The 26,274-nt window shown below is 71.3% G+C and carries 26 protein-coding genes; 7 read left to right on the top strand and 19 right to left on the bottom strand.

Translation table 11 applies throughout. From position 1 onward, the window contains the following. Positions 1-2: 2 nt before the first annotated feature. From H295_RS0106155 to H295_RS0106140, 4 genes are all read right to left on the bottom strand, one after another. Positions 3-296, bottom strand: coding sequence for a hypothetical protein (locus H295_RS0106155; protein ID WP_028809101.1), 294 nt, complete (start codon positions 294-296; stop codon positions 3-5). Between the two features lie 145 nt (positions 297-441). Next, on the bottom strand, positions 442-2,250 hold the full coding sequence (locus H295_RS0106150) for a bifunctional metallophosphatase/5'-nucleotidase (protein WP_028809100.1): 1,809 nt from the start codon (positions 2,248-2,250) through the stop codon (positions 442-444). Positions 2,251-2,379: 129 nt separating this feature from the next. Further along, positions 2,380-2,949, bottom strand: a complete 570-nt coding sequence (locus H295_RS0106145) for a DUF4328 domain-containing protein (protein ID WP_020134459.1) — start codon at positions 2,947-2,949, stop codon at positions 2,380-2,382. A 132-nt stretch (positions 2,950-3,081) separates the two neighbouring features. Beyond that, complete coding sequence (locus H295_RS0106140; RefSeq protein WP_028809099.1) at positions 3,082-4,365, bottom strand: adenylosuccinate synthase; 1,284 nt, start codon at positions 4,363-4,365, stop codon at positions 3,082-3,084. Between the two features lie 188 nt (positions 4,366-4,553). Here H295_RS0106140 and H295_RS0106135 point away from each other — a divergent pair, with 188 nt between their 5' ends. After that, entirely contained in the window at positions 4,554-5,399 is an 846-nt protein-coding gene (locus H295_RS0106135) for a hypothetical protein (RefSeq protein ID WP_020134457.1), read from the top strand. Between the two features lie 28 nt (positions 5,400-5,427). On the opposite strand, the gene eutC is transcribed toward H295_RS0106135, so the two are convergent. Further along, a complete protein-coding gene (eutC, locus tag H295_RS0106130) occupies positions 5,428-6,270 on the bottom strand; it encodes an ethanolamine ammonia-lyase subunit EutC (RefSeq protein WP_020134456.1) in 843 nt (280 codons plus the stop codon). Next, entirely contained in the window at positions 6,267-7,658 is a 1,392-nt protein-coding gene (locus tag H295_RS0106125) for an ethanolamine ammonia-lyase subunit EutB (RefSeq protein ID WP_020134455.1), read from the bottom strand. Before H295_RS0106125 ends, eutC begins: the two co-directional genes overlap by 4 nt. Positions 7,659-7,807: 149 nt before the next feature. Between H295_RS0106125 and H295_RS0106120 the strand changes: the two genes are divergently transcribed. After that, positions 7,808-9,316, top strand: coding sequence for an APC family permease (locus H295_RS0106120; protein ID WP_020134454.1), 1,509 nt, complete (start codon positions 7,808-7,810; stop codon positions 9,314-9,316). Positions 9,317-9,338: 22 nt separating this feature from the next. Here H295_RS0106120 and H295_RS0106115 read toward each other — a convergent pair whose 3' ends face one another. Then, positions 9,339-9,830 (bottom strand): GbsR/MarR family transcriptional regulator, encoded by a 492-nt coding sequence (locus tag H295_RS0106115; protein ID WP_020134453.1) that lies wholly within the window; start codon positions 9,828-9,830, stop codon positions 9,339-9,341. Positions 9,831-9,904: 74 nt separating this feature from the next. On the opposite strand from H295_RS0106115, the gene H295_RS0106110 reads away from it, so the two are divergent. From H295_RS0106110 to H295_RS0106100, 3 genes are read left to right on the top strand one after another with little or no spacing between them, the layout of a single operon-like run. Further along, complete coding sequence (locus H295_RS0106110; RefSeq protein ID WP_020134452.1) at positions 9,905-10,801, top strand: ABC transporter ATP-binding protein; 897 nt, start codon at positions 9,905-9,907, stop codon at positions 10,799-10,801. After that, entirely contained in the window at positions 10,798-12,366 is a 1,569-nt protein-coding gene (locus tag H295_RS0106105) for an ABC transporter permease (protein ID WP_020134451.1), read from the top strand. The genes H295_RS0106110 and H295_RS0106105 overlap by 4 nt, the downstream gene beginning before the upstream one ends. A gap of 33 nt (positions 12,367-12,399) precedes the next feature. Further along, on the top strand, positions 12,400-12,639 hold the full coding sequence (locus tag H295_RS0106100) for a hypothetical protein (protein WP_020134450.1): 240 nt from the start codon (positions 12,400-12,402) through the stop codon (positions 12,637-12,639). 41 nt (positions 12,640-12,680) lie between these two features. Here the strand turns inward: H295_RS0106100 and H295_RS0106095 are convergent, their stop codons facing one another. The 6 genes from H295_RS0106095 to H295_RS0106070 all read right to left on the bottom strand — a co-directional run bounded on the left by H295_RS0106095 (position 12,681) and on the right by H295_RS0106070 (position 19,263). Then, positions 12,681-13,886 (bottom strand): cytochrome P450, encoded by a 1,206-nt coding sequence (locus tag H295_RS0106095; protein ID WP_020134449.1) that lies wholly within the window; start codon positions 13,884-13,886, stop codon positions 12,681-12,683. 62 nt (positions 13,887-13,948) lie between these two features. Then, positions 13,949-14,614, bottom strand: a complete 666-nt coding sequence (locus H295_RS0106090) for a response regulator (RefSeq protein WP_020134448.1) — start codon at positions 14,612-14,614, stop codon at positions 13,949-13,951. Beyond that, a complete protein-coding gene (locus H295_RS0106085) occupies positions 14,611-16,002 on the bottom strand; it encodes a histidine kinase (protein WP_020134447.1) in 1,392 nt (463 codons plus the stop codon). The genes H295_RS0106090 and H295_RS0106085 overlap by 4 nt, the downstream gene beginning before the upstream one ends. A 131-nt stretch (positions 16,003-16,133) precedes the next feature. After that, a complete protein-coding gene (locus H295_RS0106080; protein WP_020134446.1) occupies positions 16,134-17,048 on the bottom strand; it encodes an alpha/beta hydrolase in 915 nt (304 codons plus the stop codon). Between the two features lie 174 nt (positions 17,049-17,222). Continuing rightward, positions 17,223-18,428 (bottom strand): kynureninase, encoded by a 1,206-nt coding sequence (kynU, locus tag H295_RS0106075; RefSeq protein ID WP_028809097.1) that lies wholly within the window; start codon positions 18,426-18,428, stop codon positions 17,223-17,225. Next, on the bottom strand, positions 18,421-19,263 hold the full coding sequence (locus H295_RS0106070; RefSeq protein WP_020134444.1) for a tryptophan 2,3-dioxygenase family protein: 843 nt from the start codon (positions 19,261-19,263) through the stop codon (positions 18,421-18,423). Before H295_RS0106070 ends, kynU begins: the two co-directional genes overlap by 8 nt. Before the next feature lie 213 nt (positions 19,264-19,476). On the opposite strand from H295_RS0106070, the gene H295_RS0106065 reads away from it, so the two are divergent. Beyond that, positions 19,477-19,851: a hypothetical protein gene (locus H295_RS0106065; protein WP_028809096.1), complete on the top strand. Its 375-nt coding sequence runs from the start codon at positions 19,477-19,479 to the stop codon at positions 19,849-19,851. Positions 19,852-19,897: 46 nt separating this feature from the next. Here H295_RS0106065 and H295_RS0106060 read toward each other — a convergent pair whose 3' ends face one another. The 4 genes from H295_RS0106060 to H295_RS0106045 all read right to left on the bottom strand — a co-directional run bounded on the left by H295_RS0106060 (position 19,898) and on the right by H295_RS0106045 (position 22,544). Then, positions 19,898-20,209: an SCO5918 family protein gene (locus H295_RS0106060; protein WP_020134442.1), complete on the bottom strand. Its 312-nt coding sequence runs from the start codon at positions 20,207-20,209 to the stop codon at positions 19,898-19,900. A gap of 73 nt (positions 20,210-20,282) precedes the next feature. Continuing rightward, entirely contained in the window at positions 20,283-20,534 is a 252-nt protein-coding gene (locus tag H295_RS0106055; protein WP_324606051.1) for a CBS domain-containing protein, read from the bottom strand. Between the two features lie 158 nt (positions 20,535-20,692). Beyond that, positions 20,693-22,162: a DEAD/DEAH box helicase gene (locus H295_RS0106050; RefSeq protein ID WP_020134440.1), complete on the bottom strand. Its 1,470-nt coding sequence runs from the start codon at positions 22,160-22,162 to the stop codon at positions 20,693-20,695. A gap of 178 nt (positions 22,163-22,340) precedes the next feature. Then, positions 22,341-22,544: a cold-shock protein gene (locus H295_RS0106045; RefSeq protein ID WP_020134439.1), complete on the bottom strand. Its 204-nt coding sequence runs from the start codon at positions 22,542-22,544 to the stop codon at positions 22,341-22,343. Positions 22,545-23,049: 505 nt separating this feature from the next. On the opposite strand from H295_RS0106045, the gene H295_RS0106040 reads away from it, so the two are divergent. Further along, positions 23,050-23,469: a DUF3151 domain-containing protein gene (locus H295_RS0106040; RefSeq protein WP_020134438.1), complete on the top strand. Its 420-nt coding sequence runs from the start codon at positions 23,050-23,052 to the stop codon at positions 23,467-23,469. A gap of 135 nt (positions 23,470-23,604) precedes the next feature. Here H295_RS0106040 and H295_RS0106035 read toward each other — a convergent pair whose 3' ends face one another. Beyond that, positions 23,605-25,071, bottom strand: a complete 1,467-nt coding sequence (locus H295_RS0106035) for an MFS transporter (protein ID WP_020134437.1) — start codon at positions 25,069-25,071, stop codon at positions 23,605-23,607. Positions 25,072-25,136: 65 nt separating this feature from the next. Next, positions 25,137-26,168, bottom strand: coding sequence for a class II fructose-bisphosphate aldolase (gene fbaA / locus H295_RS0106030; RefSeq protein ID WP_020134436.1), 1,032 nt, complete (start codon positions 26,166-26,168; stop codon positions 25,137-25,139). Positions 26,169-26,274: the final 106 nt, after the last annotated feature.

Below are 26,274 nucleotides of genomic sequence, written 5' to 3'. Positions count from 1 at the left end.
GGTCAACGCCCCAGCTGGGAGAGGCCCTTCTGGACGTCCTCGTAGTTCATCACGGGGGTGTACGTGATCTTCGCGCCCAGGTTCATGAAGAACGGCTCGCTGATCACCGGCATCAGCGAGCTGTCCTGCATGTCGAAGACCATGTAGGCGGTGCGCAGACCGTTCTCGGAGGTGAAGTAGGCCGCCTCGGGCTTGATCTGCTCCATCGACGCCTCGATCAGCTTCGACAACGTGCCGTGGCTGATGGCCTCGTTCGCCTTCTCCGTGTCCATGGACACCTTGAGCAGTACGCGCATCGCACTCACCTTCTCCGGATCGACACGCACGGATGCACGATTCCAGAATAGGCCTGTATGCGGCATTTATTCGCGGCAACGCCGGGGCCGGTGCGCGTGGCCGACGACCCCGGCGATTCCCACACCCGGGCGGACAGGGCTCCGGTCAGAAGACCGGGGTCCCCTCCTGGGTCAGCCGCCAGTTGGTCACCGCGAAGTCCTTCGGGTCCAGGGCGCCCTTGGCCGTCACGTAGTCGATCATCAGCTGGCGGATCTCGTTGGTGGAGCTGTAGGCGATGTCGGCGGCGGCGATGTGCGGGTAGCCGGAGCCGCCGTTGGCCCGGTAGTTGTTGACGGCGACGACGAAGACCTGGTCGTCGGCGACCGGAGTGCCGTTGTAGGACAGGTTCTTGATCCGCGAGCCCTCGGCCTGCGCGATGTCGATGTCGTACGAGACACCGGCGGCGGTGTCGTACATGTAGTCCCAGAAGCTGTTGGCGTTGGTGAGGGTCGCGGTGTCGACCTTCGTCCCGGCCGGGACCCTGTAGTAGTACTTCGCCGCGTACTCCAGGTAGTCCTTGAGCTGGGCGCCGGTGAGCTTCTTGCCGTAGAGGGTGTTGTCGTAGATGTAGAGCCCGGCGATGTCCTTGATGGTGACGCTGCCGGCCGGGATGTCGGCCGTGCGGGAGAAGGGCGCGGCGACGGAGATCAGCGGGAGCGCGGCGTCGGCGGTGGAGAGGCCCGCCTTGACCGTGTCCATCTGGACCTGGTGGATGAAGTCCATGATGGGGACGTCCTTCCAGCAGGACTCGGCGGCCGAGAGGTCCTCGGTACAGGTGCCGACCGGGGTGTTGACGTACTTCACGACCAGTTCGTGGTCGGCCTCCAGGAGCTTCCTGATCTCCGGGTCCTCGTCGACCGTGTTGGGGTTGAGGGTCTGGGCGGTCTTCCTGGTGACCTTCCACTGGCCGCGCACGAGTTCCAGCTCGAAGTCGAAGACGCTGAGCCGGTAGCCCCAGCAGTACGGCTCGGACAGCAGCACGTCCTCGCCGGTCTCCTCGTTCTTCACGGTGTACGACGGCACCTCGACGTGGGTGTGGCCGACCAGGATCGCGTCGATGCCCGGGACCTGCTGGGCGACGAGGTTGGAGGCGTTCTCGACGTACGGGAGCTCGTCGCCGTAGGACGAACTGCCGTCCAGGCCCGAGTGGTCGGTGAGGAAGACGACGTCACAGCCGAGGGCGCGCAGCCGGGGCACGTACTTCTTCGCCTGCTCGACCAGGCCCGGGAAGACCATCTTCCCGCTGACGTTGTCCTTGTCCCACAGGGCGATACCGGGGTTGGTGAGGCCGAGGATGCCGACCTTGATGTCGGGGGCGCCCGGTACGCAGATGCGCTTGACGGTGTACGGCTGGAAGGCGGGCTTCAGCGTCTTCGCGTCCAGCGCGTTGGCGCCGAGCAGCGGGAAGCGGCACTGGCTCTCGAACTTCCTGAGCACCTCGATGCCGTAGTTGAACTCGTGGTTGCCGAGGGCGGCGGCGTCGTAGCGCATGTGGTTCATGGCGACGGCCATCGGGTGCTTGGGGGCGCCCTTGTCGGTGATGGGCTGCACGCGGGCGAAGTAGTACGCCAGGGAGGTGCCCTGGATGATGTCGCCGGCGTCGACGAGCAGCACGTGCTCCTCGCCCTTGGCGGCGCGCTGCTGCTTGATGAGGGTGGCGACGCGGGCGACGCCGACGGAGTTGCCCTTGCTGTCGGAGTAGGCCTTGTCGAGGTAGTAGTCCCAGTCGAAGACGTGGCTGTGCAGGTCGGTGGTGCCGAGGATGGAGAACGTCCAGGTCTTCGGCGGCTTGGCGGGCTTGTGCTCGGCGGCCTGCGCGGGTGTCGCGGCCACGGTGCCCGCGGCAGCGACGGCCGCCCCGGTGACGGCCGACTTCTTCACGAACGCACGGCGGTTCATGGGACTGACGGGCATGCAGAGCTCCTGGAAACGTGGCGCGACGCGCGTAGACATGGAGGCGGTGCGGGGCTACTCGCGTAGAGCGTGCCGGGTGCCGGACCGCCCGGGGAACCAGGAATCGGCCATGTCCAGTTCAAGGATGGGTCAGCTCGCCCGACCGGGAAGGGCCCCCGTGACGCGCTCGATGACGAGGCCCAGCAGCACGGCCGCCGCGAGCATGAGCGCCTCCGCCACCACGAGGGCGGCCATCGAGCCCGGAGCCAGTCGGCCCGCCACCACGAGCACCGCCGCGTGCGCGACCCAGGCGGCCCACCACAGGTTCACCAGGGTCGTGCCCCGCTTCCGCTCCCAGGCCGGGGAGCTCGCGCGCCCGATGTCGAGCACGAGCCGGCGCGGGACGAAGAGGTTGACCACCGGGATGAACCACGCGCCGATCGTCCAGCCCCGGCTCGGCACCGGGGCCCCGGGGGACAGCTCCTGGGCCGCGCTCCGGGAACGGACGAGCCACACCAGGAACAGCACGGTTGCCAAGGTCATGACATACAGAAAGATCATGGAGACGACACCGGACCGGTGCAGGGAGGCGGCCGTCGGGTGCAGACGGTGGTCCCGGACGGCGACCGCACGGAACGCGTCCGCGACGGCGGCCGCCGCCAGCGCGAGCTGGGCGCAGCGGGCGAGGATCCGGGGAGCTCTGCGGGAGGTGTCCGTCATGGTCGTCGGCCTGTCCAGGGGGAATGCGCGGGCGCCGGGCGCAGTGATCATAGGGGCCCTGAAGACGACGGAGCCGCCCCCCCGGGGGGGGCGGCTCCGTGGTGCTGAGGCCGGGTCGGGCCGGTGTGGGGGTCAGAGGAACGAGTTGATCTCGATCGTCTCGTCCCGGCCCGGGCCCACGCCGATCGCGGAGATCGGGGCGCCGGACATCTCCTCCAGCGCCTTGACGTAGGCCTGGGCGTTCTTCGGGAGGTCGGCGAAGGTCTTGGCCTTCGTGATGTCCTCGCTCCAGCCGGGCAGGTTCTCGTAGATCGGCTTCGCGTGGTGGAAGTCGGTCTGGGAGTACGGGAGTTCCTCGACGCGCTTGCCGTCGATCTCGTAGGCCACGCAGACCGGGATCTGCTCCCAGCCGGTGAGGACGTCGAGCTTGGTGAGGAAGAAGTCGGTGAGGCCGTTGACGCGGGTCGCGTAGCGGGCGATCACCGCGTCGAACCAGCCGCAGCGACGGTCCCGGCCGGTCGTCACGCCCCGCTCGCCGCCGATCCGGCGCAGCGCCTCGCCGTCCTCGTCGAAGAGTTCGGTGGGGAAGGGTCCGGAGCCGACACGGGTCGTGTAGGCCTTGAGGATGCCGATGACCCGGCTGATCTTCGTCGGGCCCACGCCGGCGCCGGTGCAGGCACCGCCCGCGGTCGGGTTCGAGGAGGTGACGAAGGGGTACGTGCCGTGGTCGATGTCCAGGAGCGTGCCCTGGCCGCCCTCGAAGAGCACGACCTTGTCCTGCTCCAGCGCCTGGTTGAGCACCAGGACCGTGTCGGCGACGTACGGCTTGAGCCGGTCCGCGTAGCCGAGCAGTTCCTCGACGACCTGCTCCACCTCGATGGCCCGGCGGTTGAAGACCTTGGTGAGGAGCTGGTTCTTGCCGTCGAGGGCCGCCTCGACCTTCTGGGTCAGGATCGACTCGTCGTACAGGTCCTGGATGCGGATGCCCACGCGGTTGATCTTGTCGGCGTAGGTCGGGCCGATGCCGCGCCCGGTGGTGCCGATCTTGCGCTTTCCGAGGAAGCGTTCCGTCACCTTGTCGACCGTGACGTTGTACGGCGTGATGACGTGGGCGTTACCGCTGATCAGGAGCTTGGAGGTGTCGACGCCGCGGTCGTTCAGTCCGTTCAGCTCGGAGAACAGGACCGACGGATCGACGACGACACCGTTGCCGATGACCGGGGTGCACCCCGGCGACAGGATTCCGGAAGGGAGGAGGTGGAGGGCGTACTTCTGGTCGCCCACGACTACCGTGTGGCCGGCGTTGTTGCCGCCTTGGTAGCGCACCACATAGTCGACGGATCCACCTAGCAGGTCCGTCGCCTTTCCCTTGCCTTCGTCACCCCACTGAGCACCGAGCAGCACAAGTGCGGGCACGCGCGTACACCCCTTCCGGGCGGGGCATGTCCAAGGTCAGGGGTGGACGCGTACGGTTCTCCGTCGCGTGCACCAACGGCCGTCGTCGGCCGCTGCCCGTCGGACCCGGATGCCCCGGAATAGACGAAGCCCCTGGCGCAATAGCGCAAGGGGCTCTTGCACAAAGATGCTACCCGAGGAAGCGAGGCATGGCCGAGGTGGCGACTTCCGCGACTTCCGATCAGCTGCTCGTGGTGATCGATCCGGTCGCCAGGCAGACGGACGGCGAGTCCGTACGGATCGTGAAAGACGTGCTCAGCGCGGGTGCGGCGACGAAGGTGTGTCTGCCGGAGGGACCGGAGGAGTTCGCCAGGGCGCTGACCCGGCGGGGCTCCCGGCGGCCGGTGGTGGTCGGTGACGACCGTGCGCTGATGCGGGCGGTGGTGCTGCTGCACCGGCAGCGGGAGCTGGCCGAATGCGTGCTGTCGGTGGTGCCGGTGGGTCCGGCCCTCGGCGTCGCGCACGCCCTGGGGGTGCCCACGGGGGCGGTGGCGGCGGCGCGGGCGGTCCTGGACGGGGCCGAGCGGCGCCTGGACATGCTGGTGGACGACAGCGACGGGGTGGTCCTCGGCGCGCTGCGGATCCCGGCGCTGCCGGCCGCCCCGGCGGTCGACACCTCGGTCCGTCCCTGGCTGCGGACCTGTCAGTCGCTGGTACGGACCCTGGTGCCGGCCAGGCCGCCGCGCGAGACCGTCGTCCCGGCCCCCGGGCCCGCGCGGCTGCGGGTGGAGGTCGACGGGGTGACGCTGGTCGACCTGGACCACCCCCTGGAGACGGTCTCGGTGACCCCGGGCCAGGGCGGACTGGCCTCGGTGGAGGTGCGCCCGGTGTCGGTGGGCGCGGAGGCGTCCCCGCTGCTGGCCTCCGGCAAGACGGTGACCGTCACGGGCACGGACTTCCGCTACCGGGCGGACGCGGGGGTGGCGGGGCCGGTACGGCGGCGGACGTGGACGGTACGGGAAGGGGCGGTGGGGCTGGTGCTGCCGGTGCGGTGAGGGCGCCAGCCTGGCGGCCGGCCCCGCTTCAGAGCAGGCGCTCGCGTGTCTCTTCGTCGGCGGAGTCGTCCTTCAAGGCCACCCCCGTGAACCCCAGCTCCCGTGCCCTGCTCATCAGGGCCGCCAGCTTCGCTGCCGCCTTCTCGTACGACAGGCCCCGTGGGGGACGGATGTTGGAGAGGCAGTTGCGGTCGGCGTCGGTCGTCGTGCCGGGGACCGGGCGGTGGGTCAGGTACGCGCCCAGGGAGTCCGCCGCCGACATACCGGGGCGTTCGCCGATGAGGACCACCGCCATCGCGGCTCCCATGGCGTGGGCCACGTCGTCGCCGAGGGCCACGCGGGCCTGTTCGGCGAGGACGACCGGGGCCACGTTCCAGCCCCCGAGGCGGGCCGTGGTCTCCCGGACGACCACCGCCGCGTGCTCGTGCACGGCCCGACTGGAGAGCCCGTCCGCGACCACGAAGACCACGTCCCACTCCCCCGTGGGCAGATGGGCCCGGTCCACGGGGTCGAGACGGCGGCCCAGGTCAGGACGCTGGAGGTAGGTGAGCCGGTCGGAGGCCGTGCTGCGGACGCGTACCGTCGGCGTCCCGGGCAGCGCCGCCGCGATCACGTCCGGGGCGAACGGCGAGTGCACCGCGTCCCGGGCCGCCGCGTGCGCCGCCTGGAGTTCGAGGCGGTGCCGGGTGGGCAGGGCGGAGCCGGCCCGGCCGAGGCCGATCCGGGCCTGGGTCCGCTGCCGCAGCGCGGACCACAGGTCGGACGCGGCCACCGGTACGGCCGTCTCACCCACGAACTCACCCGGCTCCACGGCGACTCCGCCCACGAGCTCGCCCTCCAGCCCACCCTCCTGCACAGCGACGTCGCTCATGCCGCCAGTTCCTTCCCGATCGCGGTCAGCGGATGGCCGTCCCCGGAGACCTCGCGGATCCCGCCCCGTTCGTCCAGCAGCCCGATCGAGTCGAGCCAGGCCTCGAACTCCGGTGCCGGGCGCAGCCCGAGCACCTCGCGCAGGTACAACGCGTCGTGGTACGAGGCGGACTGGTAGTTGAGCATGATGTCGTCGCCGCCCGGCGTGCAGATCACGAAGGACGCCCCGGCCACCGCGAGCATGGTCAGCATGGTGGCGATGTCGTCGTCGTCGGCGTCCGCGTGGTTGGTGTAGCAGATGTCCAGGCCCATCGGCAGACCGAGCAGCTTCCCGCAGAAGTGGTCCTCCAGGGCGGCCCGCAGGATCTGCCGGCCGTCGTAGAGGTACTCCGGGCCGATGAAGCCGACGACGGTGTTCACGAGCAGGGGCCGGTACCTGCGCGCCACCGCGTACGCCCGGGCCTCCACGGTCTGCTGGTCCACCCCGTGGTGCGCGTCCGCCGACAGGGCGCTGCCCTGCCCGGTCTCGAAGTACATGACGTTCTGCCCGACGGTCCCCCGCTCCAGCGCGAGCGCGGCCTCGTACGCCTCGTCGAGCAGCCCCAGGGTGACGCCGAAGGACGCGTTGGCCGCCTGGGTCCCGGCGACGGACTGGAAGACCAGGTCCACCGGAGCGCCCCGGGCCATGAGGTCCACGCTCGTCGTCACATGGCTCAGCACGCAGGACTGGGTGGGGATGGCGTACCGCCGGATCACCCCGTCCAGCAGCTCCAGCAGGTCCCGGACGGCCCCCGGGCTGTCGGTCGCCGGGTTGATGCCGATGACCGCGTCGCCGGAGCCGAGGAGCAGTCCGTCGAGGAGGGCCGCGGCCACGCCCGCCGGATCGTCGGTGGGGTGGTTGGGCTGGAGCCGGGTCGCCAGCCGTCCCGGCAGCCCGATCGTCGAGCGGAACGCGGTGACCACGCGGACCTTGCGGGCCACGGCCACCAGGTCCGCGTTGCCCATGAGCTTGGAGACCGCGGCGGCCATCTCGGGCGTGATGCCCGGCGCCAGCGCGGCCAGCGCCGCCGCGTCCGCCCGCTCGGACAGCAGCCACTCCCGGAACTCACCGACGCTGAGCCCGGCCACCGGTGCGAACGCGGCCGGGTCGTGGGTGTCGAGGATCAGCCGGGTCACGTCGTCGCTCTCGTACGGGATCACCGGCTCGGTCAGGAACCGGGCGAGCGGCACCTCCGCGAGGGCCCGGCGCGCGGCCACCCGTTCGCGTTCGGAAGCGGCCGCGAGCCCGGCCAGCCGGTCTCCGGAGCGTTCGGGGCTCGCGGCGGCGAGGAGACGGGCGAGGGTCTCGAAGCGGTACCGCTCGCCGCCCAGGACGGACGAATAGCTCATGCGGCGACGCTACGAGCCGCATGTTGCCGCCAGATTTCTAAAGGTCTGGTTGACAAACATTTAACGCGCCGAGACCCTTGCTCGACTCATTCGGTCTACAGAGTTCCGGTCCAGCAGACAGCGCACACGCAAGGAGAGGGGCCAGCCCGATGGCAGTGGACGAGGGAGTCGCCCCAGCGGCGAGGACGGACGAGGGCGGCACGGTTCACCGGCTCAAGCCCAACGCCATCGGCCTGCTGGGCGTGGTGTTCATGGCCGTGGCGACCGCCGCGCCGATCACCGCGATGACGGGCAACGTGCCCTTCATGGTGTCCGCGGGCAATGGCATCGGCGCCCCGGCGAGCTATCTCGTCGCAATGGTCGTCCTGGCAATCTTTTCCGTGGGCTTCACCTCGATGGCCAAGCGCATCACCTCCACGGGCGCCTTCTACGGCTTCATCTCCTACGGCCTCGGCCGCACCGCGGGCCTCGCGTCGGGCCTCCTGGCCACCTTCGCGTACGTCGTCTTCGAGCCGGCGCTGATCGGCATCTTCTCGACCTTCGCGACCGGGACGCTCAAGGACCAGACCGGGGTGCACATCCCCTGGTGGGCGTTCGCGGCACTGATGCTCGCGGTCAACGCGACCGGCACCTGGTTCGGCGTCTCGGTCGCCGAGAAACTGCTGGTCGTGCTGCTCGGCACCGAGGTGACGATCCTCGCCGCGATGGCGATCTCGGTCGCCCTGCACGGCGGCGGCCCGGACGGCTTCAGCCTCGACCCGGTGAACCCGGTGCACGCCTTCCAGGGCACCTCCGCCGGACTCGGACTCTTCTTCGCCTTCTGGTCGTGGGTCGGCTTCGAGTCGACGGCGATGTACGGCGAGGAGTCCCGCAACCCGAAGAAGATCATCCCCAAGGCGACGATGATCTCCGTCCTCGGCGTCGGCGTCTTCTACGTCTTCGTCTCCTGGATGGCGATCTCGGGCACCGGCGAGGGCAACGCCGTCAAGGTCGCCACCGCCAACCCCCTCGAGCTCTTCTTCGGGCCCACCGAGCGCTACGTCGGCCACTGGGCGGTCGACGTCATGCAGTGGCTGATGATCACCGGCTCGCTGGCCTGCGGCATGGCCTTCCACAACTGCGCCGCCCGCTACATGTACGCGCTGGGCCGCGAGGGCGTGCTGCCCTCGCTGAAGCACACGGTCGGCCGCACCCACCCCCGGCACGGCTCGCCGCACGTCGCGGGCCTGGTGCAGACGGGGGTGACGGCCGTACTCCTGCTGGCGTTCTGGGCGGCCGGGAAGGACCCGTACACCGGCACCTACGTGCTGCTCGCGATCCTCGGCACCATGGCGATCCTGATCGTGCAGGCGGTGTGCTCGTTCGCGGTGCTGGTGTACTTCCGCTCGCACCACCCCGAGAGCCGGCACTGGTTCAGGACCCTCGCGGCCCCGCTGATCGGCGGTGTGGCGATGCTCGCGGTGGTCGTCCTGCTGATCTCCAACATGGGCGCGGCGGCCGGCCCGGAGTCGGGTTCCCTGGTCCTGAAGGCCACACCGTGGCTGGTGGCGGCGGTCGCGGCGCTGGGCATCGGGTACGCGCAGTACCTGAAGCGACGGTCACCGGAGCGCTATCTGCTGCTGGGGCGGACGGTGCTGGAGGAGACGAAGGAGCGGTGAGCACCCGCTCGCCGGACAGGCTCTAGGGGGTTCGGAACAGCTTCTCGCGATGCACCCGCCAACGCTCCATCATGGCCGCGACCTCGACTTCGACGAACTCGAAGAAGGCGAGCGTCTCGGCCATCCGGCGTCCCGCGGGGGTGTCGGCGCCGAGACTGGCGACACCCTCGCGCAGGGCGACTTCCCAGCGCTTGATGACAGCCTCACGGTTGGTCAGGGCCTCGTACCACTGATCGCCGTGCACCCGGTACCGCTCCCGGCGCGAACCGGGCTCGCGCTCCCGCGAGACCATGTGCGTCTGGGCGAGATAACGCACCGCTCCGGAGACGGCGGCGGGGCTGATCTGCAACTGCTCGCCCAGTTCGACCGAGGTCATCGAGCCGTTGTCGCAGGACAGGAGGGCGGCGAAGACGCGGGCCGGCATGCGCTGCATCCCCGCCTCGACGAGCTGGGCCGCGAAGCCCTCCACGAACTTCGAGACCGCCTCCGGGTCCCGCTGCACCGCATCCGTCATGGCCACCACCCTAACCGGGCTTCATACGCTTCCTTAACTTCACAAATTTCTGAAGGAAGCGTACGTTCTGAAGCATGACGAAGGCCATCACCGTCTCCGGACTGCGCAAGTCGTTCGGGCGGACCCCCGCCCTCGACGGACTCGACCTGGACGTCGAGACCGGCGAGGTGCACGGCTTCCTCGGGCCCAACGGCGCCGGGAAGTCCACCACCCTCCGCGTCCTGCTCGGCCTGCTGCGCGCCGACTCCGGCGCCGCACAGGTCCTCGGCCGCGACCCGTGGACGGACGCGGTCGAGGTGCACCGCCGGATCGCGTACGTCCCCGGCGACGTGACCCTGTGGCGCAACCTCTCCGGCGGCGAGGTCATCGATCTCTACGGCCGGCTGCGCGGCGGCCTCTCGGCGACGCGGCGCGCCGAGCTGATCGACCGCTTCGAGCTGGATCCCACCAAGAAGGGCCGCACCTACTCCAAGGGCAACCGCCAGAAGGTCGCCCTGGTCGCCGCGTTCGCCTCGGACGTGGACCTGCTGATCCTGGACGAGCCGACGTCAGGCCTGGACCCGCTGATGGAGGAGGTCTTCCAGCGCTGTGTCGAGGAGGAGCGCGAGCGCGGCCGTACGGTCCTGTTGTCCTCGCACATCCTGAGCGAGGTCGAGGAACTCTGCGACCGGGTCAGCATCATCCGCGGCGGCCGTACGGTCGAGACGGGGTCGCTCGCCGACCTGCGCCACCTCACCCGCACCAGCGTCACGGCCGAACTCACGGGCGCCCCCGACGGGTTGGCGCAGCTGCCCGGCGTGCACGACCTCGACGTCCGGGGCCACCGGGTCCGGCTCCAGGTCGACACCGACCGACTGGACGCCGTGCTGCGGTCGTTGGCCGACTCCGGGGTGCGCTCGCTGACGTCGACGCCGCCGACGCTGGAGGAACTCTTCCTGCGGCACTACCAGGACGAGGCGGCGGCGCGATGACCTCCCTCACCGGCACGGGCCTCCTGCTCCGCTTCCACCTGCGCCGCGACCGGCTGACGATCCCGGTGTGGGTGGCGGTGAACGCCCTGATGGTCCTGTCGATGCCGAGCACCCTGGAGGGGCTGTACGGCACCGGGGCCGAGCGCGCCGACCTGCTGGGCCAGGTCGCCGCCAACTCCTCCTTCCGCGCCCTGATCGGGCCCGCCTTCGGCGACTCCCTCGGCGCCCTCACCGCCTGGCGCGTCGGCGTCTACGCGGGCGCGCTCGCCGCCGTGATGAGCCTGCTGATCGTCGTACGGCACACCCGGGACGAGGAGGAGAGCGGGCGGCAGGAGCTGATCTCGTCCGGCGTGGTGGGCAGGCGGGCGTCCCTGACGGCGGCCCTGCTGACGGCGGCGACCGCGAACGCCGTCCTGGCGCTGCTGGTGACGGCGGGCCTGGCAGGCCGGGGCGCCGCCGGGGCCCTGGCGTTGGGCCTGGGGCTCGGGGCGGTGGGGATGCTCTTCGCGACGGCGGCCGCGATCGTGGCCCAGCTGACGGAGAGCGCGCGGCTTGCACGCGGGCTGACGGCGGCGGTCCTGGGCGCGGCCTTCGTGCTGCGCGCGGCGGGGGACGCCGCGACGACCGACGGCTCGTCCGTGCCGACCTGGCTGTCGCCGCTCGGCTGGCTGTCGCAGCTGCGCCCCTTCGCCGGTGAACGCTGGTGGGTACTGGGCCTGTTCGCGGCGGCGGTGGGGGCTCAGGGCGCGCTGGCGTACGTCCTCGCGGGCCGCCGGGACGTCGGCATGAGCTTCCTGCCCACCCGCCCGGGACCGGCCTCCGGCCGGCTGGGCACGGCGGGCGCACTGGCCTGGCGGCTCCAGCGGGGCGCCGTGCTCGGCTGGTCGACCGGCTTCTTCCTCGCCGGGGTGGTCTACGGCGGTCTCACGGACGGCGTGGCCGACCTGGTCGGCGACAACGAGCGGGCCCGCGAGATCTTCGAGCGGATGGGCGGACAGTCCGGCATCACGGACGCGTTCCTCGCCTCGATGACCGGGATGCTGGGACTGGTCGCCGCCCTGTACGTCGTCGCCGCGGTCCTGCGACTGCACGGCGAGGAGACCTCCGGACGGGCGGAACCGCTGCTGGCGAACCCGGTGGGTCGGCTGCGCTGGGCGTCCGGCCATCTGGTGATCGCCTTCGCCGGCTCGGCACTGATCATGCTGCTCGCCGGCCTGGGCTTCGCCGTCGGCTACGGCAAGGAGGTGGGCCCGGTCCTGGGGGCGTGCCTGGTGCAGGTGGCGGGGGTGTGGGTGATCGGCGGTGTGACGGTCCTGCTGTACGGGGTGGCTCCCCGCATCGCTCCCCTGGCCTGGGCGGTAGCCGGGGCGGTCCTCCTGATCGGGTGGGTCGGCCCCGCGCTGGACGCCCCGCGCGCGGTCCTCGACCTGTCCCCCTTCGGGCACCTGCCGAAGCTGCCGGGCGGGGCGATGGAGTGGGGACCGGTCCTGGTCCTGCTCGCGCTGGCGGCGGCCCTGGTCACGGGAGGCCTCGCGGGCCTGCGCCGCCGTGACCTGACGACCTGAACCGCGGACAGCGCCCCGGACGTCCCTCCCGACATGAAACGGCGTGTCGACGGAGTGACCTGCGGGGGCTGTGCGCTGTCGGCGGCGGGGGCGACTGCGGCCCCCCTGCTGTGGCTGTCGCTGCCCCGCACCGGACGCCACCTGGGCGGCGGCTTCGAGAACGAGGGCATGGACCTCACGGTCCTCCTGACGGAGCTGCCCCTGGTGATCCTGGCGGGAGCCTTCCTGCCCGTACTGATCCTCACCCTGATCGTCCGGGCCCGCCGCAGCTAGTCGACGTACTGCTTGAGAGTCGTACGAGGTGACGTCAGTGATCACCCCACCTCGACGGACAGTCCCTCCAACCCCCTGATCACGAAGTTCGGTTTGCGGGTCGGTTCCGTCGCCAGGGTCAGGGTCGGGGTCTTCTCCAGCAGGGCCCTCATGGAGGCGGCCAGTTCGATGCGGGCCAGGGGGGCGCCGATGCAGTAGTGGATGCCGGCGCTGAAGGAGATGTGGGGGTTGTCGGCGCGGGTCAGGTCGAGGCGTTCGGGGTGCGCGAAGGCGGCCGGGTCGTGGTTGGCGGAGCCGAAGAGCAGGGCGATCTCGGCGCCCCTCGGGACGGTCGTCCCGTCGATCTCGATCTCGTCCAGGACCCACCGCTCGAACAGCTGGAGCGGGGTGTCGTAACGCATCAGTTCCTCGACGGCCCTCGGCACGAGCGAGTGGTCCGCGCGCAGGGCCGCCAGCTGCTCGGGGTTGCGGAAAAGGGCGTACCAGCCGTTGACCGTGGCGTTCACGGTGGCCTCGTGGCCCGCGTTGAGCAGCAGCACACAGGTGGAGATCATCTCCTGCTCGGTGAGCCGGTCGCCCTCGTCGTACGCGGCGATCAGCCCCGAGATCAGATCGTCCCCGGGCCTGCCCCGCCGCTCGGCGATCAGCTCCCGCAGGTACTCCGTGAACTCCACGGAGGCCCGCACCGCACGGGCCGCGGTGTCCTCGGACGGATTCAGCTCGTACATCCCGCAGATGTCCGCCGACCAGGGCCGCAGAGGCGCCCGGTCCGCCTCGGGGATCCCCAGCATCTCGGCGATCACGGCGACCGGGAGCGGCTCGGCGACATCCCGGAGCAGATCCCCGCCCCCCGCCTCGACGAGCCGGTCCACCAGCTGCCCGGCCAGCCCGGTCACGTACGGCACCAGCCGCTCGACCGTACGCGGGGTGAACGCCTTCGACACCAGTCGCCGGATCCGGGTGTGGTCCGGCGGCTCCAGATCCAGCATCCCGTGGTCGTTGAGGGTGTGGAACGGCTCGTGCTCCGCCGGCGGTGCCGTGCGCCCGAACTCCTCGTGCGTGAACCGGTGCTGGTAGGTCCGCCCGAGCCTGCGGTCCCGCAGCAGTGCGGAGACGTCCGCGTGGTGCGGGACGAGCCACTGGTCCGTCGGCTCGAAGTACTGCACACGCCCCTTGGCACGCAGCTCGGCGTAGGCGGGGTAGGGGTCGGCGAGGAACGCCGGGTCCCAGGGATCGAAGGCTGCCATGCGGGGACGCTAGCCCGGGAACCCCGCCGCTGACCAGGGGGGACTACCAGGAGGACGCTCCCCTACCCCGGTGTCACCAGTCGTGCCTCGTACGCGAACACCGCCGCCTGCGTACGGTCCCGGAGGCCCAGCTTCACCAGGATCCGGCTCACATGGGTCTTGATCGTCGACTCGGCCACCACCAGGCGCCCGGCGATCTCCAGGTTCGACAGGCCCTGCGCGATGAGGACCAGCACCTCCGTCTCCCGGTCGGTCAGGTCGCCGTAGGCCGCCTGGGCGGAGGCCAGGACGCGCGGGGTCTCGGACAGCTTGGAGAACTCCGTGATCAGGCGCCGGGTGACCGAGGGGGCGAGCAGGGCCTCGCCGGAGGCCACCACCCGCACCCCGTCCGCGAGCTGCCGGGCCGAGGCGTCCTTGAGGAGGAAGCCCGAGGCGCCCGCGCGCAGCGCCTGGTAGACGTACTCGTCGAGGTCGAAGGTGGTCAGGACCAGCACCTTCGACGTGCCGTTCGCCGCGACGATCTCCCGGGTCGCCTCGATGCCGTTCAGCTCCGGCATCCGGATGTCCATCAGGACCACGTCGGGGGCGAGCTCCCGGACCCGCTCCACCGCCTCCCGGCCGTTGACCGCCTCGCCCACGACCTCGATGTCCGGCATCGCGTTCAGCAGCACCGAGAAGCCCTCACGGACCATCATCTGGTCGTCCGCGACCAGCACCCGGATCGTCATGCCGCGTCCTCGCCGACGAGCGGCACCGGCAGGAACACCGTCACCTCGTAGCCTCCCTCGTCCGTGGCCTCCGCCGTCATCTCGCCGTTCAGCATGGAGACCCGCTCCCGCATGCCGGTGATGCCGTGTCCGGCCCCGGGCGACGGCTTCACCAGCGCCGCGTGGGGCAACGGGCCGTTGACCACCCGCAGTCCCAGGCCGCCCAGCACATACCCGAGCTCGACCCGCGCGCTCGCCCCCGGGGCGTGCCGCAGGGTGTTGCTCAGGGCCTCCTGGACGATCCGGTACGCCGACAGCTCGACGCCCTGCGGCAGCTCGCGCACCGCCCCGGTGACCGTCTTGTCCACGCTCAGACCCGCCTCCCGCACGTTGTCGAGCAGGGCGTCGAGGTCGGCCAGGGTGGGCTGCGGGGCGTCCGGCGCCTCGTAGTCCTCCGCGCGGACCACGCCCAGGACCCGGCGCAGCTCGGTGAGGGCCGCCACCGCGTTCTCCCGGATGGTCGCGAAGGCCTTCTCCAGCTCCGGGGGCGGGTTCTCCACCCGGTAGGGCGCGGCCTCGGCCTGGATGGCGACGACCGACATGTGGTGGGCCACCACGTCGTGCAGCTCGCGGGCGATGGTGGTGCGCTCCTCCAGCAGGGTGCGCCGGGAACGCTCGTGCGCGGTCACCGTCTGCTGGGCGGTCACCGACTGCTGGGCGTCCTTGCGTATGTGCCAGACACTCACGAAGAGCATCGACAGGGCGGAGACGACCAGCAGCTCCAAGGTGTTGGAGTGGCGGTAGTGCCAGCCGCCGCCGCCGAAGGCGCCCTGCCACACCAGGCCGTAGACCAGGGTCAGCAGCCACATCCACGCCGCTGTGCGCGGCCTGGTGCGGAGGGCCACCACGGTGAGCACCACCAGGTGGCAGGCGAAGCTGCCCGCCAGCCAGGGCCACTCGTCCCACTGGCTCGAAGCCAGCGCGTAGCTGATCGCGGTCGCGGCCAGCGACAGCCAGAAGGCCATGACCGGCCGGACCATGGTCAGCAGGACCGGGGCCAGGGCGAGCACACCGACGAGGAGGTTGGTGGTCGCGCCGCGACCGCTGTTGTCCGAGGCGATGAGCATCGCGAGCAGGCCGGCCGCGGTGATCAGCGCGTGGGGCGTCCAGACCGCGTACTCCCCCAGCCGGCCGGGCAGCACGCGGGCCAGGCCCTTGTCGGCGGATGTCGGCGGCAGCGGCCGGTAGGCGAGCGCGTCGGTGATCAGGTCGTGCCGCAGGCCGCGCAGGGCGTCCACGGCGGCCCGGAACTCCGGGCTGCGCGGCTTGTACGGGTCTTTCCCGTCGCCGCCGCGCTGCGGGAGTGTCGTGTGCGTCTCGGTCGTATGGGTCACGGTCGTCTCGGTCACGGTCGAAACGGTAGGCGGGGGCGGGGGTCCCCGTCGTCCCCGTTGAGGGGGGTCCTCGGGGGTCCGTCTCAGGTACTACGGGTGTCACCGGGAGGAGGCGGACAGCCGCGGATCGCCCCGCTGCCCCGCCGTCACCACGCCAGCTGGGCGATCTCCTCCGCCACCACCGCGCACGCGTCCGCCGCCGGGTCGATCAGCGGGAAGTGGCCGGCCTCCTCCAGCAGTGTCAGCCCGACCACCTCGCCCGCCTTGGCCGCCGCGTCCGCGTAGGCCTCGGCGACCGCCTGCGGTACGACCAGGTCGGCCCGTCCCTGGACGAGGGTCGTCGCGATGCCGGTGGGTAGCAGGAGGGCGGGGTCGGCGTACGGCACCCGCTCGGTGAACGCCTCCTGGCCGCCCAGGAGTTGACGGCAGGCCCCACCGCACACGTCCAGCTTGTCGGCGACCGTGAAGTCGGCGATCGGGGCCAGGGCGACGACACCGCGCAGCGGCGCCGGGCGGTCGGTGCGCCAGACGGCGTCGGCCGGCAGGACGTGCCGCGCCGCGGCCCACAGCGCGAGGTGGCCGCCCGCGGAGTGCCCGGTGACGACCATGCGGTGCGGGTCCGCCTGCGGGAGCGCCTCCCGCACCAGCGCCGGAAGCGCGTCCATCGCGGCGGCCACGTCGTCGAAGGTCTCGGGCCACCGTCCGGCGACGGGGCCGGTCTCCCCCGCCCCGCGCTGTGCCGGCAGGGCGGCCCCGCCCCGGCGGTACTCCACGTTGGCCACCGCGAACCCCCGCCGGGCCAGGAAGTCCGCGAACGGCGTCACATGCCGCCGGTCGTACGGGGCCCGCCACGCCCCGCCGTGCAGGACGACGACCAGGGGCACCGGACGGCCCCCGGGCGCCGCGGTCTCGCGCGGGGCGTAGAAGTCGATCACCTGGTCGGGGTCGTCCCCGTACGCCAGGGTGACGTCGGGGTCGACCACCGGGTGCGAGAAGGCCGACTCCTCCTCGGCCGCGGCACGGGCTTCCGCGGCGGCACGGCCTACGGCGTCGTCGGGCATGCTCCAACCTCTCAGCGACGGAACGGTTCTGACGGACCGTGAAGCATCCCGGAAGGAGATTCGGCCGTTGGCCGGGACGGTATCAGGCTGGTGACGTGCGCGGACATGGGGATGTCACGCTGGGTGAGGACCGGCGGTCTCCGCCGGCACCTCCGCCGGCACCTCTGTCCGCACCTACACCTGCACCTCCGTCAGCACCTCGGCCAGCACGCCCGCCGCCCGCTCCACGTCCGCGAACCCGACGTACAGCGGCGTGAAACCGAACCGCAGCACGTCAGGGTGCCGGAAGTCGCCCACCACACCCCGCTCGACCAGCCGTTTCATCACCGCACCGGCGTCGGCGCAACGCAACGCGATCTGGCTGCCGCGCTCCGCGTGGGCCACGGGGGTCACGCACTCGACGCGCCCCTCGTCGACACGGGACGAGACGCACTCCAGGAAGAAGTCCGTCAGGGCGAGGGACTTGGCGCGCACCGCGTCGACCGACACCCCGTCCCAGACCTCCAGGGCGGCCTCCAGGGCGAGCATGGAGAGGATGTCGGGCGTGCCGACGCGGCCGCGCACCGCGCCCTGGGCCGGGACGTAGGAGGGGCTCATGCCGAAGGGATCGGCGTGCGAGGTCCAGCCCGGCAGCGGGGAGTCGAAGCGACCCTGGTGCTCGCGGCGGACGTAGAGGTACGCCGGTGAACCTGGGCCGCCGTTCAGGTACTTGTAGGTGCAGCCGACCGCGAGGTCGACCCCGTGCGCGTCGAGCCCGACCGGCAGGGCGCCCGCGCTGTGGCACAGGTCCCAGACGGAGATCGCGCCCACCCCGTGCACGGCGGCGGTCAGCCCCGGCAGGTCGTGCAGGCGCCCGCTGCGGTAGTCGACGTGGTTGAGCAGGACGGCGGCCGTACGCTCACTGAGCACGCCCGGCACCTCGGCCGGGGTCACCGCGCGCAGCGTGCAGCCGGTCATCCGGGCCGCGGACTCGGCGATGTACCCGTCCGTGGGAAAGGTGGTCGCGTCCACGACGACCTCGTCCCGACCGGAGTCCGGACCGCCCGAGAGCCGTACCGCGCCGACAAGTGCCTTGAAAACATTGACACTTGTCGAGTCGCCGACCACGACCTGTCCGGCCTCGGCCCCGACCAGGGGAGCGATGCGGTCGCCGATCCGCTCGGGCGCGGTCCACCAGCCGCTCTCGTCCCAGGACCGGATCCGCAAGGACCCCCACTGACGCCGTACGACGTCCTCGACACGCCCCGGAACAGCGGCCGGGAGAGCGCCCAGCGAGTTGCCGTCCAGGTACACCACGTCGTCGAGGACGAACCGGGAGCGCACGCCCGCCAGTTCGTCACCGGCGTCCAACTCCTGCGCCTTAAAAGCGAGTTCAGACATGGGACCGCGCCGTCCACAGCTCGGGGAAGACGTTCTTGCGCGCACGTTTCTCCAGCCAGGCCACCCCGGCGGAGCCGCCCGTGCCGGCCTTGGAGCCCATCGCGCGGCGGGTGGCGACCAGGTGGTCGTTGCGCCAGCGCCACACCAGCTCGGCGACATCGGTCAACGCCTCACCGAGGCGCGCGAGCTCGTCGTTCTCGGGGCCCGAGTAGAGGGCCGTCCAGACGGCCTCCACCTCGTCCGACGGCTCGTACCGGAGCGAGACGTCACGGTCGAGCACCGCCGCCGGGACCGCGTGCCCGCGCCGCGCGAGCAGCCGCAGCACCTCGTCGTACAGGCTCGGCTCGTGCAGCGCCTTCTCCAGCTCAGCGTGGACGCGGGGCGCGCCCCGGTGCGGGACCAGCATGGACGCGGACTTGTCGCCGAGCAGGAACTCCATGCGGCGGTACATCGCCGACTGGAAGCCGGAGCCCTCGCCGAGGGCCGAGCGGTAGGAGTTGAACTGCGCGGGGGTCAGCTGGCCGAGCGGCTTCCAGGAGGCGGTCAGCGCCTCCAGCTCACGCACGGACCGCTTCAGCGCGGCGACGGCCGTGGGCACGTCGTCGGAGCGCAGCGCGGCGGCCGCGGTCTCCCACTCGTGCACGATGACGGTGAACCACAGCTCCATGACCTGGGTCGTGACCAGGAAGACCATCTCTCCGGGATCGTCGGAGAGGGTGTGCTGGAGGTGGGTGAGCACGTCCGCCTTGACGTAGTCCTCGTACGGCGTCGTGCCTTGGAAGTCGAGATGCGGGGTCTCGGGCTCCTGCGATTCCTGAGCCTCATGGGACGACATCGCTGTCTCCTGCTATTACTCCGGGTAGCGGTCCGCCCTGCCGTTACCGACACGGGGCCCCGGTCCCCGCCGGGCATCCTCTTCCATCGTCCGCGGAAATGGCAAGGCCCGCCTGGTCACCCGGGCCGCCCCGGAAACCGGCCACGTCTGCAGACCTGTCGCTGTCGGCCCTCCCGGGGCGCTGCACGGCTCGGCCCCTTATGCTCTGCTGCCATGTCGAACCCTGATGAGCTGCTCGTCGCCCTCTCCGCCATGGTGGAGACCGAGCGGAGCAATCAGATGTCCCTGACCGTGGTCGTCGGCGGTGCCGTCCTCACCGGCCGGCTGGCTCCCGAGGCCGTGTGGCGGGAGCGGGTGGCGGAGGTCCTGAAGGACTCGGACCGTCTCGGACCGTTCGCGGACATCTTCGCCGGCGGTCCGCGGGAGAACCGGGCCGGTCGCGACGAGGCGCCCACGCATCTGCACTTCCATCTCGCCCGGATCCTTCAGGGCAGCCTCGGGATCCCGGAGACCGGCGGGATGTACCGAGTCGCGATCAAGGACGTCAGCGCATGGACCGTCGGAGATCTCATCCACTTCGACCAGTGAGTCGCAGGCCCCCACCGGGATCCTGAGAGCGGTCTCCCGCCCGTCCTCACCCGGCCACAGGACCGGTGCCACCGGACGGGGTGCGCTGGAGAGCGGGGCCACCCGCATCCGAGGGCATGCCCTCGGGGCGGCCGTGACAGGTGAAGCCGAGGCGCGCCATGGCCCGGGTGACCTCACCCTCGGTGAAGTCACGCGGGTCCTGTCGCGTGATGACCCGGCCCACCTGCTTGACGGGATAGCGGCGGCGGCCGACGGTCACGGAAGCGCCCGTGACGAGCTCGGGCCTGACGCCCTTCATCGAGGCCAGGACCCCGGTCGCGGTCAGGTCGAACGGGTACCGGGCGATGACACAGCGCATGGGGCCTCACAGGGGAGAAGTCGCGAGAAACGGGGAACGGGACGCCCTCGGCCGGGACAGGTCGGGAGACAGGTCAGCACGCGAGCGCGGGCGAGGGCACCGGTCCGTCGAGGATGTCCCGCAGGCGGATCCGGTCCATGTCCGCGCGACTGTCGCGGAGAACCACGAGCCGGCTCAGGGTGATCAGTCCGGTGCCCTGGTCGTCGCCGTCGCACACGGTCAGATACTCGACCCGGGCACCCGCCATGAGGGCCAGCGCCACCTCGACGGTCATGTCGTCGCACACCCGGGGCCCGTGCCCCTCGCTGTCCTCGATCGCGGTCACAGGAGCGGGGTGCGGCATACGGTACGGCGTCCGCGCTGGCGTCAAGGGGTCTCCTTCGGTGGGGGATGGTCGTCCTGGTGGTTCGTACGGCCCCGGGCGGCAGCGAAGCTCCGGGGACTGCGCCGGCCCGGGCAGCGGAGGCCCGCCGCCGCACAGGCTTACGCAGCCGTGTCGTTCCCGGACCGCCGCTGTGCCCGGCGCCCGCCCGTCGCGGCGGCGGGCCGGCTCCGGCCAGTGCGGCCCCGGCGGTCCCGGGACGGCGAAGGCGCGCGGCGGGGGCGTTCCACGGCAGGCGTGGTGATGACCACGGGGGACCCGGAAGGCGCCTGGGCCCCGGTGATGCGGCTCAGCTCCGCCTCGCCCGAGCGGACCGGGGTGATCTGCGGGGTGATCCCGGCCGACGCCATCAGCCGGCTCATGCCACGGCGCTGGCCCGGGGTCACCAGGGTGACCACGCTGCCGGACTCGCCGGCGCGGGCCGTACGGCCGCCACGGTGCAGGTAGTCCTTGTGGTCGCTGGGCGGATCCACGTTGACGACCAGGTCGAGGCTGTCGACGTGGATGCCGCGGGCCGCGACGTTGGTGGCCACCAGGACGGTGACGTGACCGTCCTTGAACTGGGCCAGGGTCCGGGTGCGCTGCGGCTGGGACCGGCCACCGTGCAGGGCCGCGGCGCGGACACCGCTGCTCAGCAGGTGTTTGGTCAGCCGGTCCACGGCGTGCTTGGTGTCCAGGAACATGATGACCCGGCCGTCCCGGGCCGCGATCTCGGTGGTCGTGCGGTGCTTGTCCGACTCGTGCACGTGGAGGACGTGGTGCTCCATCGTGGTGACGGCCCCGGCGGACGGGTCGACGGAGTGCACCACCGGGTCGGTCAGGTAGCGGCGGACCAACAGGTCGACGTTGCGGTCCAGGGTGGCCGAGAACAGCATCCGCTGGCCGTCGGGGCGCACCTGGTCGAGCAGGGCGGTGACCTGGGGCAGGAAGCCCATGTCGGTCATCTGGTCGGCCTCGTCGAGCACCGTGACGGCGACGTCGGCCAGTCGACAGTCGCCCCGGTCGATGAGGTCCTTGAGCCGGCCGGGCGTCGCGACGACCACCTCCGCGCCGGCCCGCAGCGCACCGGCCTGCCTGCCGATGGACATTCCGCCGACGACGGTGGCGAGCCGCAGGCCCACCGAGCGGGCATGGGGAGCGAGCGCGTCGGTGACCTGCTGGGCCAGCTCACGGGTGGGGACGAGGACCAGGGCCAGTGGCCTGCGCGGCTCGGCGCGGCGGCCCGCCGTACGGGCCAGTACCGCGAGGCCGAAGGCGAGGGTCTTGCCCGAGCCGGTGCGGCCGCGGCCCAGCACGTCCCGGCCGGCCAGGGAGTTCGGCAGGGTCGCCGCCTGGATCGGGAACGGCACGGTCACGCCTTCACGGCGGAGCGTGTCCAGCAACGGCGCCGGCATGGCGAGATCGGCGAACGACTCGACGGCGGGCAACGCGGGCGTGACCGTCTTCGGCGGGGCGAACTCGCCCCGCGCCGGCTGCCAGTTTCCGTGACCGCCGGAGCGGCGCGGAGTGCGGATGCGCTCGCGCACCGGATTGGCGCGGTCGGGTGTGTGACGGGTGCGTGCGCGGTTCATGGGGGAACCTCCTCGATGCGGGCGCGTATCAAGGAATTTCCGCAGCAGAATGAGCGGCGCAGAGAATCGCGAGAACGGGCCGAAGAACAGGGCCGTAGCGCCCTGGAAATGAAACCAGCTGGGGCCCGCACCCCAAGGTGCGGGCCCCAGCTGTGAAGAATGCGTCAGTGCCGGTGCGTCAGGCGGGAACGATGTTCTCGGCCGTCGGGCCCTTCTGGCCCTGCGCGATGTCGAAGGACACCTTCTGGCCTTCGAGCAGCTCGCGGAAGCCCTGGGTGGCGATGTTCGAGTAGTGGGCGAAGACGTCGGGGCCGCCGCCGTCCTGCTCGATGAAGCCGAAGCCCTTTTCCGCGTTGAACCACTTCACGGTGCCATTAGCCATTTTTGTTTCTCCTTCGGAGGCGGTTACAGGAATGCGCCCTGTGCGCATTCCGTGTCGCCGTGATGATCAGCCGTCGGAAAAACCTTCTGGCAACCACACCTGCAACTGAGATCGACAGTAGCACGCTGCGATCGGCCGTGTGCGATCACTGATTTCCGATCCGCGAGGCAATCGAGGAATACTCGCCGCGGCCCGCACCTATATCTCATTTCACGGGCACAGATATTGCTCTCCGCGAGCAAGGCTTTCCCTGCCGTGTGCTGCCACCCGCACCCCTGTGACCTGCCCTGACGGGCGGTGTGCGGCTGCGATCGCCGCCGGCGAACGGCACGGCCGCGATCACGCCCGGGACTCTCCCATGGCAACAAAAGTCACACCCGTCATGCAGTGCACGACGGCCGGTCTCCGACGGCCGATCCGGGTGCCGGAGGCCCACCGGGATGCACGGTCTCCGCCCATCTCCTCGGCTGCCCGAACTCCGGGGCGCAGGTGGCAGACTGCACCCATGACGACTCACAAGAACCTGCTCGGCGGCCCGGAGCCGACGTACCTCCCGGAGAACGAAGAGGCGTACCGCCTGCTGGGCGAGGAGTCCCAGCCCCCGGCCGAGGTCGCGGCGAAGTACCCCACGTTCTCGCTGGCCTGGGCGATGCTCGCCGACGACGCCTTCGAGGCCGGGCGAGTGGTCGAGTCGTACGCCTACGCACGCACCGGCTATCACCGCGGTCTGGACGCGCTGCGCCGGGCCGGCTGGAAGGGCCACGGGCCCATCCCCTGGGACCACCGGGCGAATCGCGGGTTCCTGCGCTGCCTCGCCGCCCTCGCCCGGGCCGCCGGCGAGATCGACGAGAAGGACGAGACGGAGCGCTGCTGGCAGTTCCTCAAGGACAGCAGCGCCGAGGCCTACACCGAGCTGAAGCGGTAGTCACCAGGACGAGGACCACTGTGCCGCCGTCACCGGCAGGCGACGACGGCACGCAGTGCACGATCACCCGGAGCAGCGTGCCTCGCGGGGAGACCGGGCCGTGGCGGCCAGGAAGACGAAGCGGTCGCAGGCGCGCTACGACAGCCGCCGCCGAGCCCGCTCCCCCTCCAGCGGCGGTGCCATGACCGCCCCGTGCGTCCGGCACTCGGGCCGCCGGCACCCGGGCGGCAGCGACCGTACCGTCGTGAAGGCCACCGCCGCTCCCACCACCAGCACCCCCGCGCACACCACCATCGCCCGCCCGAAGGCGTCGTCGAAGGCGCCCGGGGACCGGTAGGCCTCCTCCCCCATCCCCGCGACCAGCGGCAACGCCGCCACCGCGAGCAGACCCGCCGCCCGGGCCGCCGCGTTGTTGATCCCGCTCGCCAGGCCCGCCCGCGACACGTCCACCGACCCCAGCACGGTCGCCGTCAGCGGCGCGACCAGCGCGACCATGCCGGTACCGAGGACGAGCAGCGCGGGCAGGACGTCGGCGAGGTACGAGGCGTCCGGGCCGACCCGCAGCATCAGCAGCATCCCCGCCGCACACAGCAGCGGGCCGACGGTGAGCGGGATGCGCGGCCCGATCCGGTCCGCCAGCGCCCCCGAACGCGCCGAGAACAGCAGCATCAGCGCGGTCGTGGGCAGCAGGGCCGTACCGGCGGCGAGGGCCGACCAGCCCACCACCACCTGGAGCTGGAGGGCGGCCAGGAAGAAGAACCCGCCGAAGGCCGCGTACACGCACAGCGTCACCAGATTCACCGCCGTGAACTGCCGCGACGCGAAGATCCCGAGCGGCATCATCGGATCGGGCCGCCGCTTCTCGACGGACACGAAGGCCACCCCGGCGGCCAGCCCGGCGACCGCGGTGACGACGACCACGAGAGATCCGGAACGCGCCTCGATCAGCGCGTACGTCACCAGCGCGAGCGCCAGTGCGCCGAGAACCGCGCCGAGCACGTCGAACCGCGTGTGCGTACGGCCGTCCGCCGACTCCGGGACATGCCGTACCGCGATCGGCGCGCACACCAGGGCCAGCGGGACGTTGAGCAGGAACACCCACCGCCAGCCCGGCCCGTCCACCAGCCAGCCGCCGACGAAGGGACCGACGGCCGCCCCGATGCCGCCGAACCCGGACCACAGGCCGACGGCCCGGGCCCGGTCGTCGGGGTGGAAGGAGGCCTGGATCAGGGCCAGGGACCCCGGCGTGAGCAGCGCGCCGCCGACGCCCTGGAGGGCCCGGGCGGCGACGAGGACACCGGCGTTCGGCGCGAGCCCGCACAGCAGCGAGGCCGCCGCGAACCACACGACGCCGACCACGAAGACCTTGCGGCGGCCGTACCGGTCGCCGAGGGACCCGCCGAGCAGGATCAGCCCGGCCAGCGTGAGCATGTACGCGTTGACCGTCCACTGAAGGGCGGCGAGGTCGGCGTCCAGGTCGCGGCCGATGCGCGGCAGGGCGACATTGACGACCGTCGAGTCCAGCAGGGCCATGCTGGAGCCGAGGACGGTGGTGAGCAGGATCCACTTGCCTTGCGGCGAGGCCAGCCGGACATCGGACATGCCACAGGTATACAGCGAGCCCGGTGCCGTGGCACCGGGCTCACCGCGATCAGTCGGGCAGGGCCTTACTTGATCTTCGTGCCCGCCGAGCGCAGGTTCTGCGTGGCCTCGACGACGCGGGCGGCCATGGAGGCCTCCGCGAGCTTGCCCCAGGTGCGCGGGTCGTAGGTCTTCTTGGAGCCGACCTCGCCGTCGACCTTCAGGACGCCGTCGTAGTTGCGGAACATGTGGTCGGCGACCGGACGCGTGAAGGCGTACTGCGTGTCGGTGTCGATGTTCATCTTGACCACGCCGTTCTCCAGCGCGGTGCGGATCTCCTCCTCCGTGGAGCCGGAGCCGCCGTGGAAGACGAAGTCGAACGGCTGGGACCCGGCCGGCTTGCCGAACTTGGCGGCCACGCCGTCGTTCAGCTCCTTCAGCAGGTCGGGGCGCAGGACGACGTTGCCCGGCTTGTACACGCCGTGGACGTTGCCGAACGAGGCGGCCAGCAGGTAGCGGCCCTTCTCACCGAGCCCGAGGGCCTCGGCGGTGCGGATGGCGTCGTCGACCGTGGTGTAGAGGGAGTCGTTGATCTCGTGCGAGACGCCGTCCTCCTCGCCGCCGGTCGGGGTGATCTCGACCTCGAGGATGATCTTGGCGGCGCGGGCGCGCTCCAGGAGCTCCTGGGCGATGGAGAGGTTGTCGGCGAGGGTCTCCGCCGAGCCGTCCCACATGTGGGACTGGAACAGCGGGTTGCCGCCGGCCTTCACCCGCTCCTCGGACACGGCCAGCAGCGGGCGTACGTACCCGTCGAGCTTGTCCTTGGGGCAGTGGTCGGTGTGCAGCGCGACGGTGACCGGGTACTTCTCGGCGACGATGTGCGCGAACTCGGCGAGGGCCACGGAACCCGTGACCATCTCCTTCTTGTACTGGCCGCCCAGGAACTCGGCACCGCCGGTCGAGATCTGGATGATGCCGTCGCTCTCGGCCTCCGCGAAGCCGCGCAGCGCAGCGTGCAGGGTCTGGGTCGAGGTCACGTTGATGGCCGGGTAGGCGAACTTGCCTGCCTTCGCCCGGTCGAGCATCTCGTTGTAGACCTCGGGGGTTGCGATCGGCATGTGTCCGCTCCTTGTATCTGCGGGTTGGCGTACGGCGTACTTACGGCCCTGACCTAGACCTTGTGTGGGGGTTCGACGTCATCGTCGGCCCCATCTTTCCAGACTC

This window comes from Streptomyces sp. 351MFTsu5.1 (assembly GCF_000383655.1).
GTDB lineage: Bacteria > Actinomycetota > Actinomycetes > Streptomycetales > Streptomycetaceae > Streptomyces > Streptomyces griseorubiginosus.
The sequence above is the reverse complement of the archived record's forward strand: the minus strand, read 5'-3'. Positions and strand labels throughout refer to the sequence as shown.

Excerpts from the sequence above, each read along its gene's own strand:
- H295_RS0106155 (WP_028809101.1), bottom strand. The coding sequence starts at position 296 with ATGCGCGTACTGCTCAAGGTGTCCATGGACACGGAGAAGGCGAACGAG.
- H295_RS0106150 (WP_028809100.1), bottom strand. The coding sequence starts at position 2,250 with ATGCCCGTCAGTCCCATGAACCGCCGTGCGTTCGTGAAGAAGTCGGCC.
- H295_RS0106145 (WP_020134459.1), bottom strand. The coding sequence starts at position 2,949 with ATGACGGACACCTCCCGCAGAGCTCCCCGGATCCTCGCCCGCTGCGCC.
- H295_RS0106135 (WP_020134457.1), top strand. The coding sequence starts at position 4,554 with ATGGCCGAGGTGGCGACTTCCGCGACTTCCGATCAGCTGCTCGTGGTG.
- eutC (WP_020134456.1), bottom strand. The coding sequence starts at position 6,270 with ATGAGCGACGTCGCTGTGCAGGAGGGTGGGCTGGAGGGCGAGCTCGTG.
- H295_RS0106125 (WP_020134455.1), bottom strand. The coding sequence starts at position 7,658 with ATGAGCTATTCGTCCGTCCTGGGCGGCGAGCGGTACCGCTTCGAGACC.
- H295_RS0106120 (WP_020134454.1), top strand. The coding sequence starts at position 7,808 with ATGGCAGTGGACGAGGGAGTCGCCCCAGCGGCGAGGACGGACGAGGGC.
- H295_RS0106115 (WP_020134453.1), bottom strand. The coding sequence starts at position 9,830 with ATGACGGATGCGGTGCAGCGGGACCCGGAGGCGGTCTCGAAGTTCGTG.
- H295_RS0106110 (WP_020134452.1), top strand. The coding sequence starts at position 9,905 with ATGACGAAGGCCATCACCGTCTCCGGACTGCGCAAGTCGTTCGGGCGG.
- H295_RS0106105 (WP_020134451.1), top strand. The coding sequence starts at position 10,798 with ATGACCTCCCTCACCGGCACGGGCCTCCTGCTCCGCTTCCACCTGCGC.
- H295_RS0106100 (WP_020134450.1), top strand. The coding sequence starts at position 12,400 with ATGAAACGGCGTGTCGACGGAGTGACCTGCGGGGGCTGTGCGCTGTCG.
- H295_RS0106095 (WP_020134449.1), bottom strand. The coding sequence starts at position 13,886 with ATGGCAGCCTTCGATCCCTGGGACCCGGCGTTCCTCGCCGACCCCTAC.
- H295_RS0106090 (WP_020134448.1), bottom strand. The coding sequence starts at position 14,614 with ATGACGATCCGGGTGCTGGTCGCGGACGACCAGATGATGGTCCGTGAG.
- H295_RS0106080 (WP_020134446.1), bottom strand. The coding sequence starts at position 17,048 with ATGCCCGACGACGCCGTAGGCCGTGCCGCCGCGGAAGCCCGTGCCGCG.
- kynU (WP_028809097.1), bottom strand. The coding sequence starts at position 18,428 with ATGTCTGAACTCGCTTTTAAGGCGCAGGAGTTGGACGCCGGTGACGAA.
- H295_RS0106070 (WP_020134444.1), bottom strand. The coding sequence starts at position 19,263 with ATGTCGTCCCATGAGGCTCAGGAATCGCAGGAGCCCGAGACCCCGCAT.
- H295_RS0106065 (WP_028809096.1), top strand. The coding sequence starts at position 19,477 with ATGTCGAACCCTGATGAGCTGCTCGTCGCCCTCTCCGCCATGGTGGAG.
- H295_RS0106060 (WP_020134442.1), bottom strand. The coding sequence starts at position 20,209 with ATGCGCTGTGTCATCGCCCGGTACCCGTTCGACCTGACCGCGACCGGG.
- H295_RS0106050 (WP_020134440.1), bottom strand. The coding sequence starts at position 22,162 with ATGAACCGCGCACGCACCCGTCACACACCCGACCGCGCCAATCCGGTG.
- H295_RS0106045 (WP_020134439.1), bottom strand. The coding sequence starts at position 22,544 with ATGGCTAATGGCACCGTGAAGTGGTTCAACGCGGAAAAGGGCTTCGGC.
- H295_RS0106040 (WP_020134438.1), top strand. The coding sequence starts at position 23,050 with ATGACGACTCACAAGAACCTGCTCGGCGGCCCGGAGCCGACGTACCTC.
- H295_RS0106035 (WP_020134437.1), bottom strand. The coding sequence starts at position 25,071 with ATGTCCGATGTCCGGCTGGCCTCGCCGCAAGGCAAGTGGATCCTGCTC.
- fbaA (WP_020134436.1), bottom strand. The coding sequence starts at position 26,168 with ATGCCGATCGCAACCCCCGAGGTCTACAACGAGATGCTCGACCGGGCG.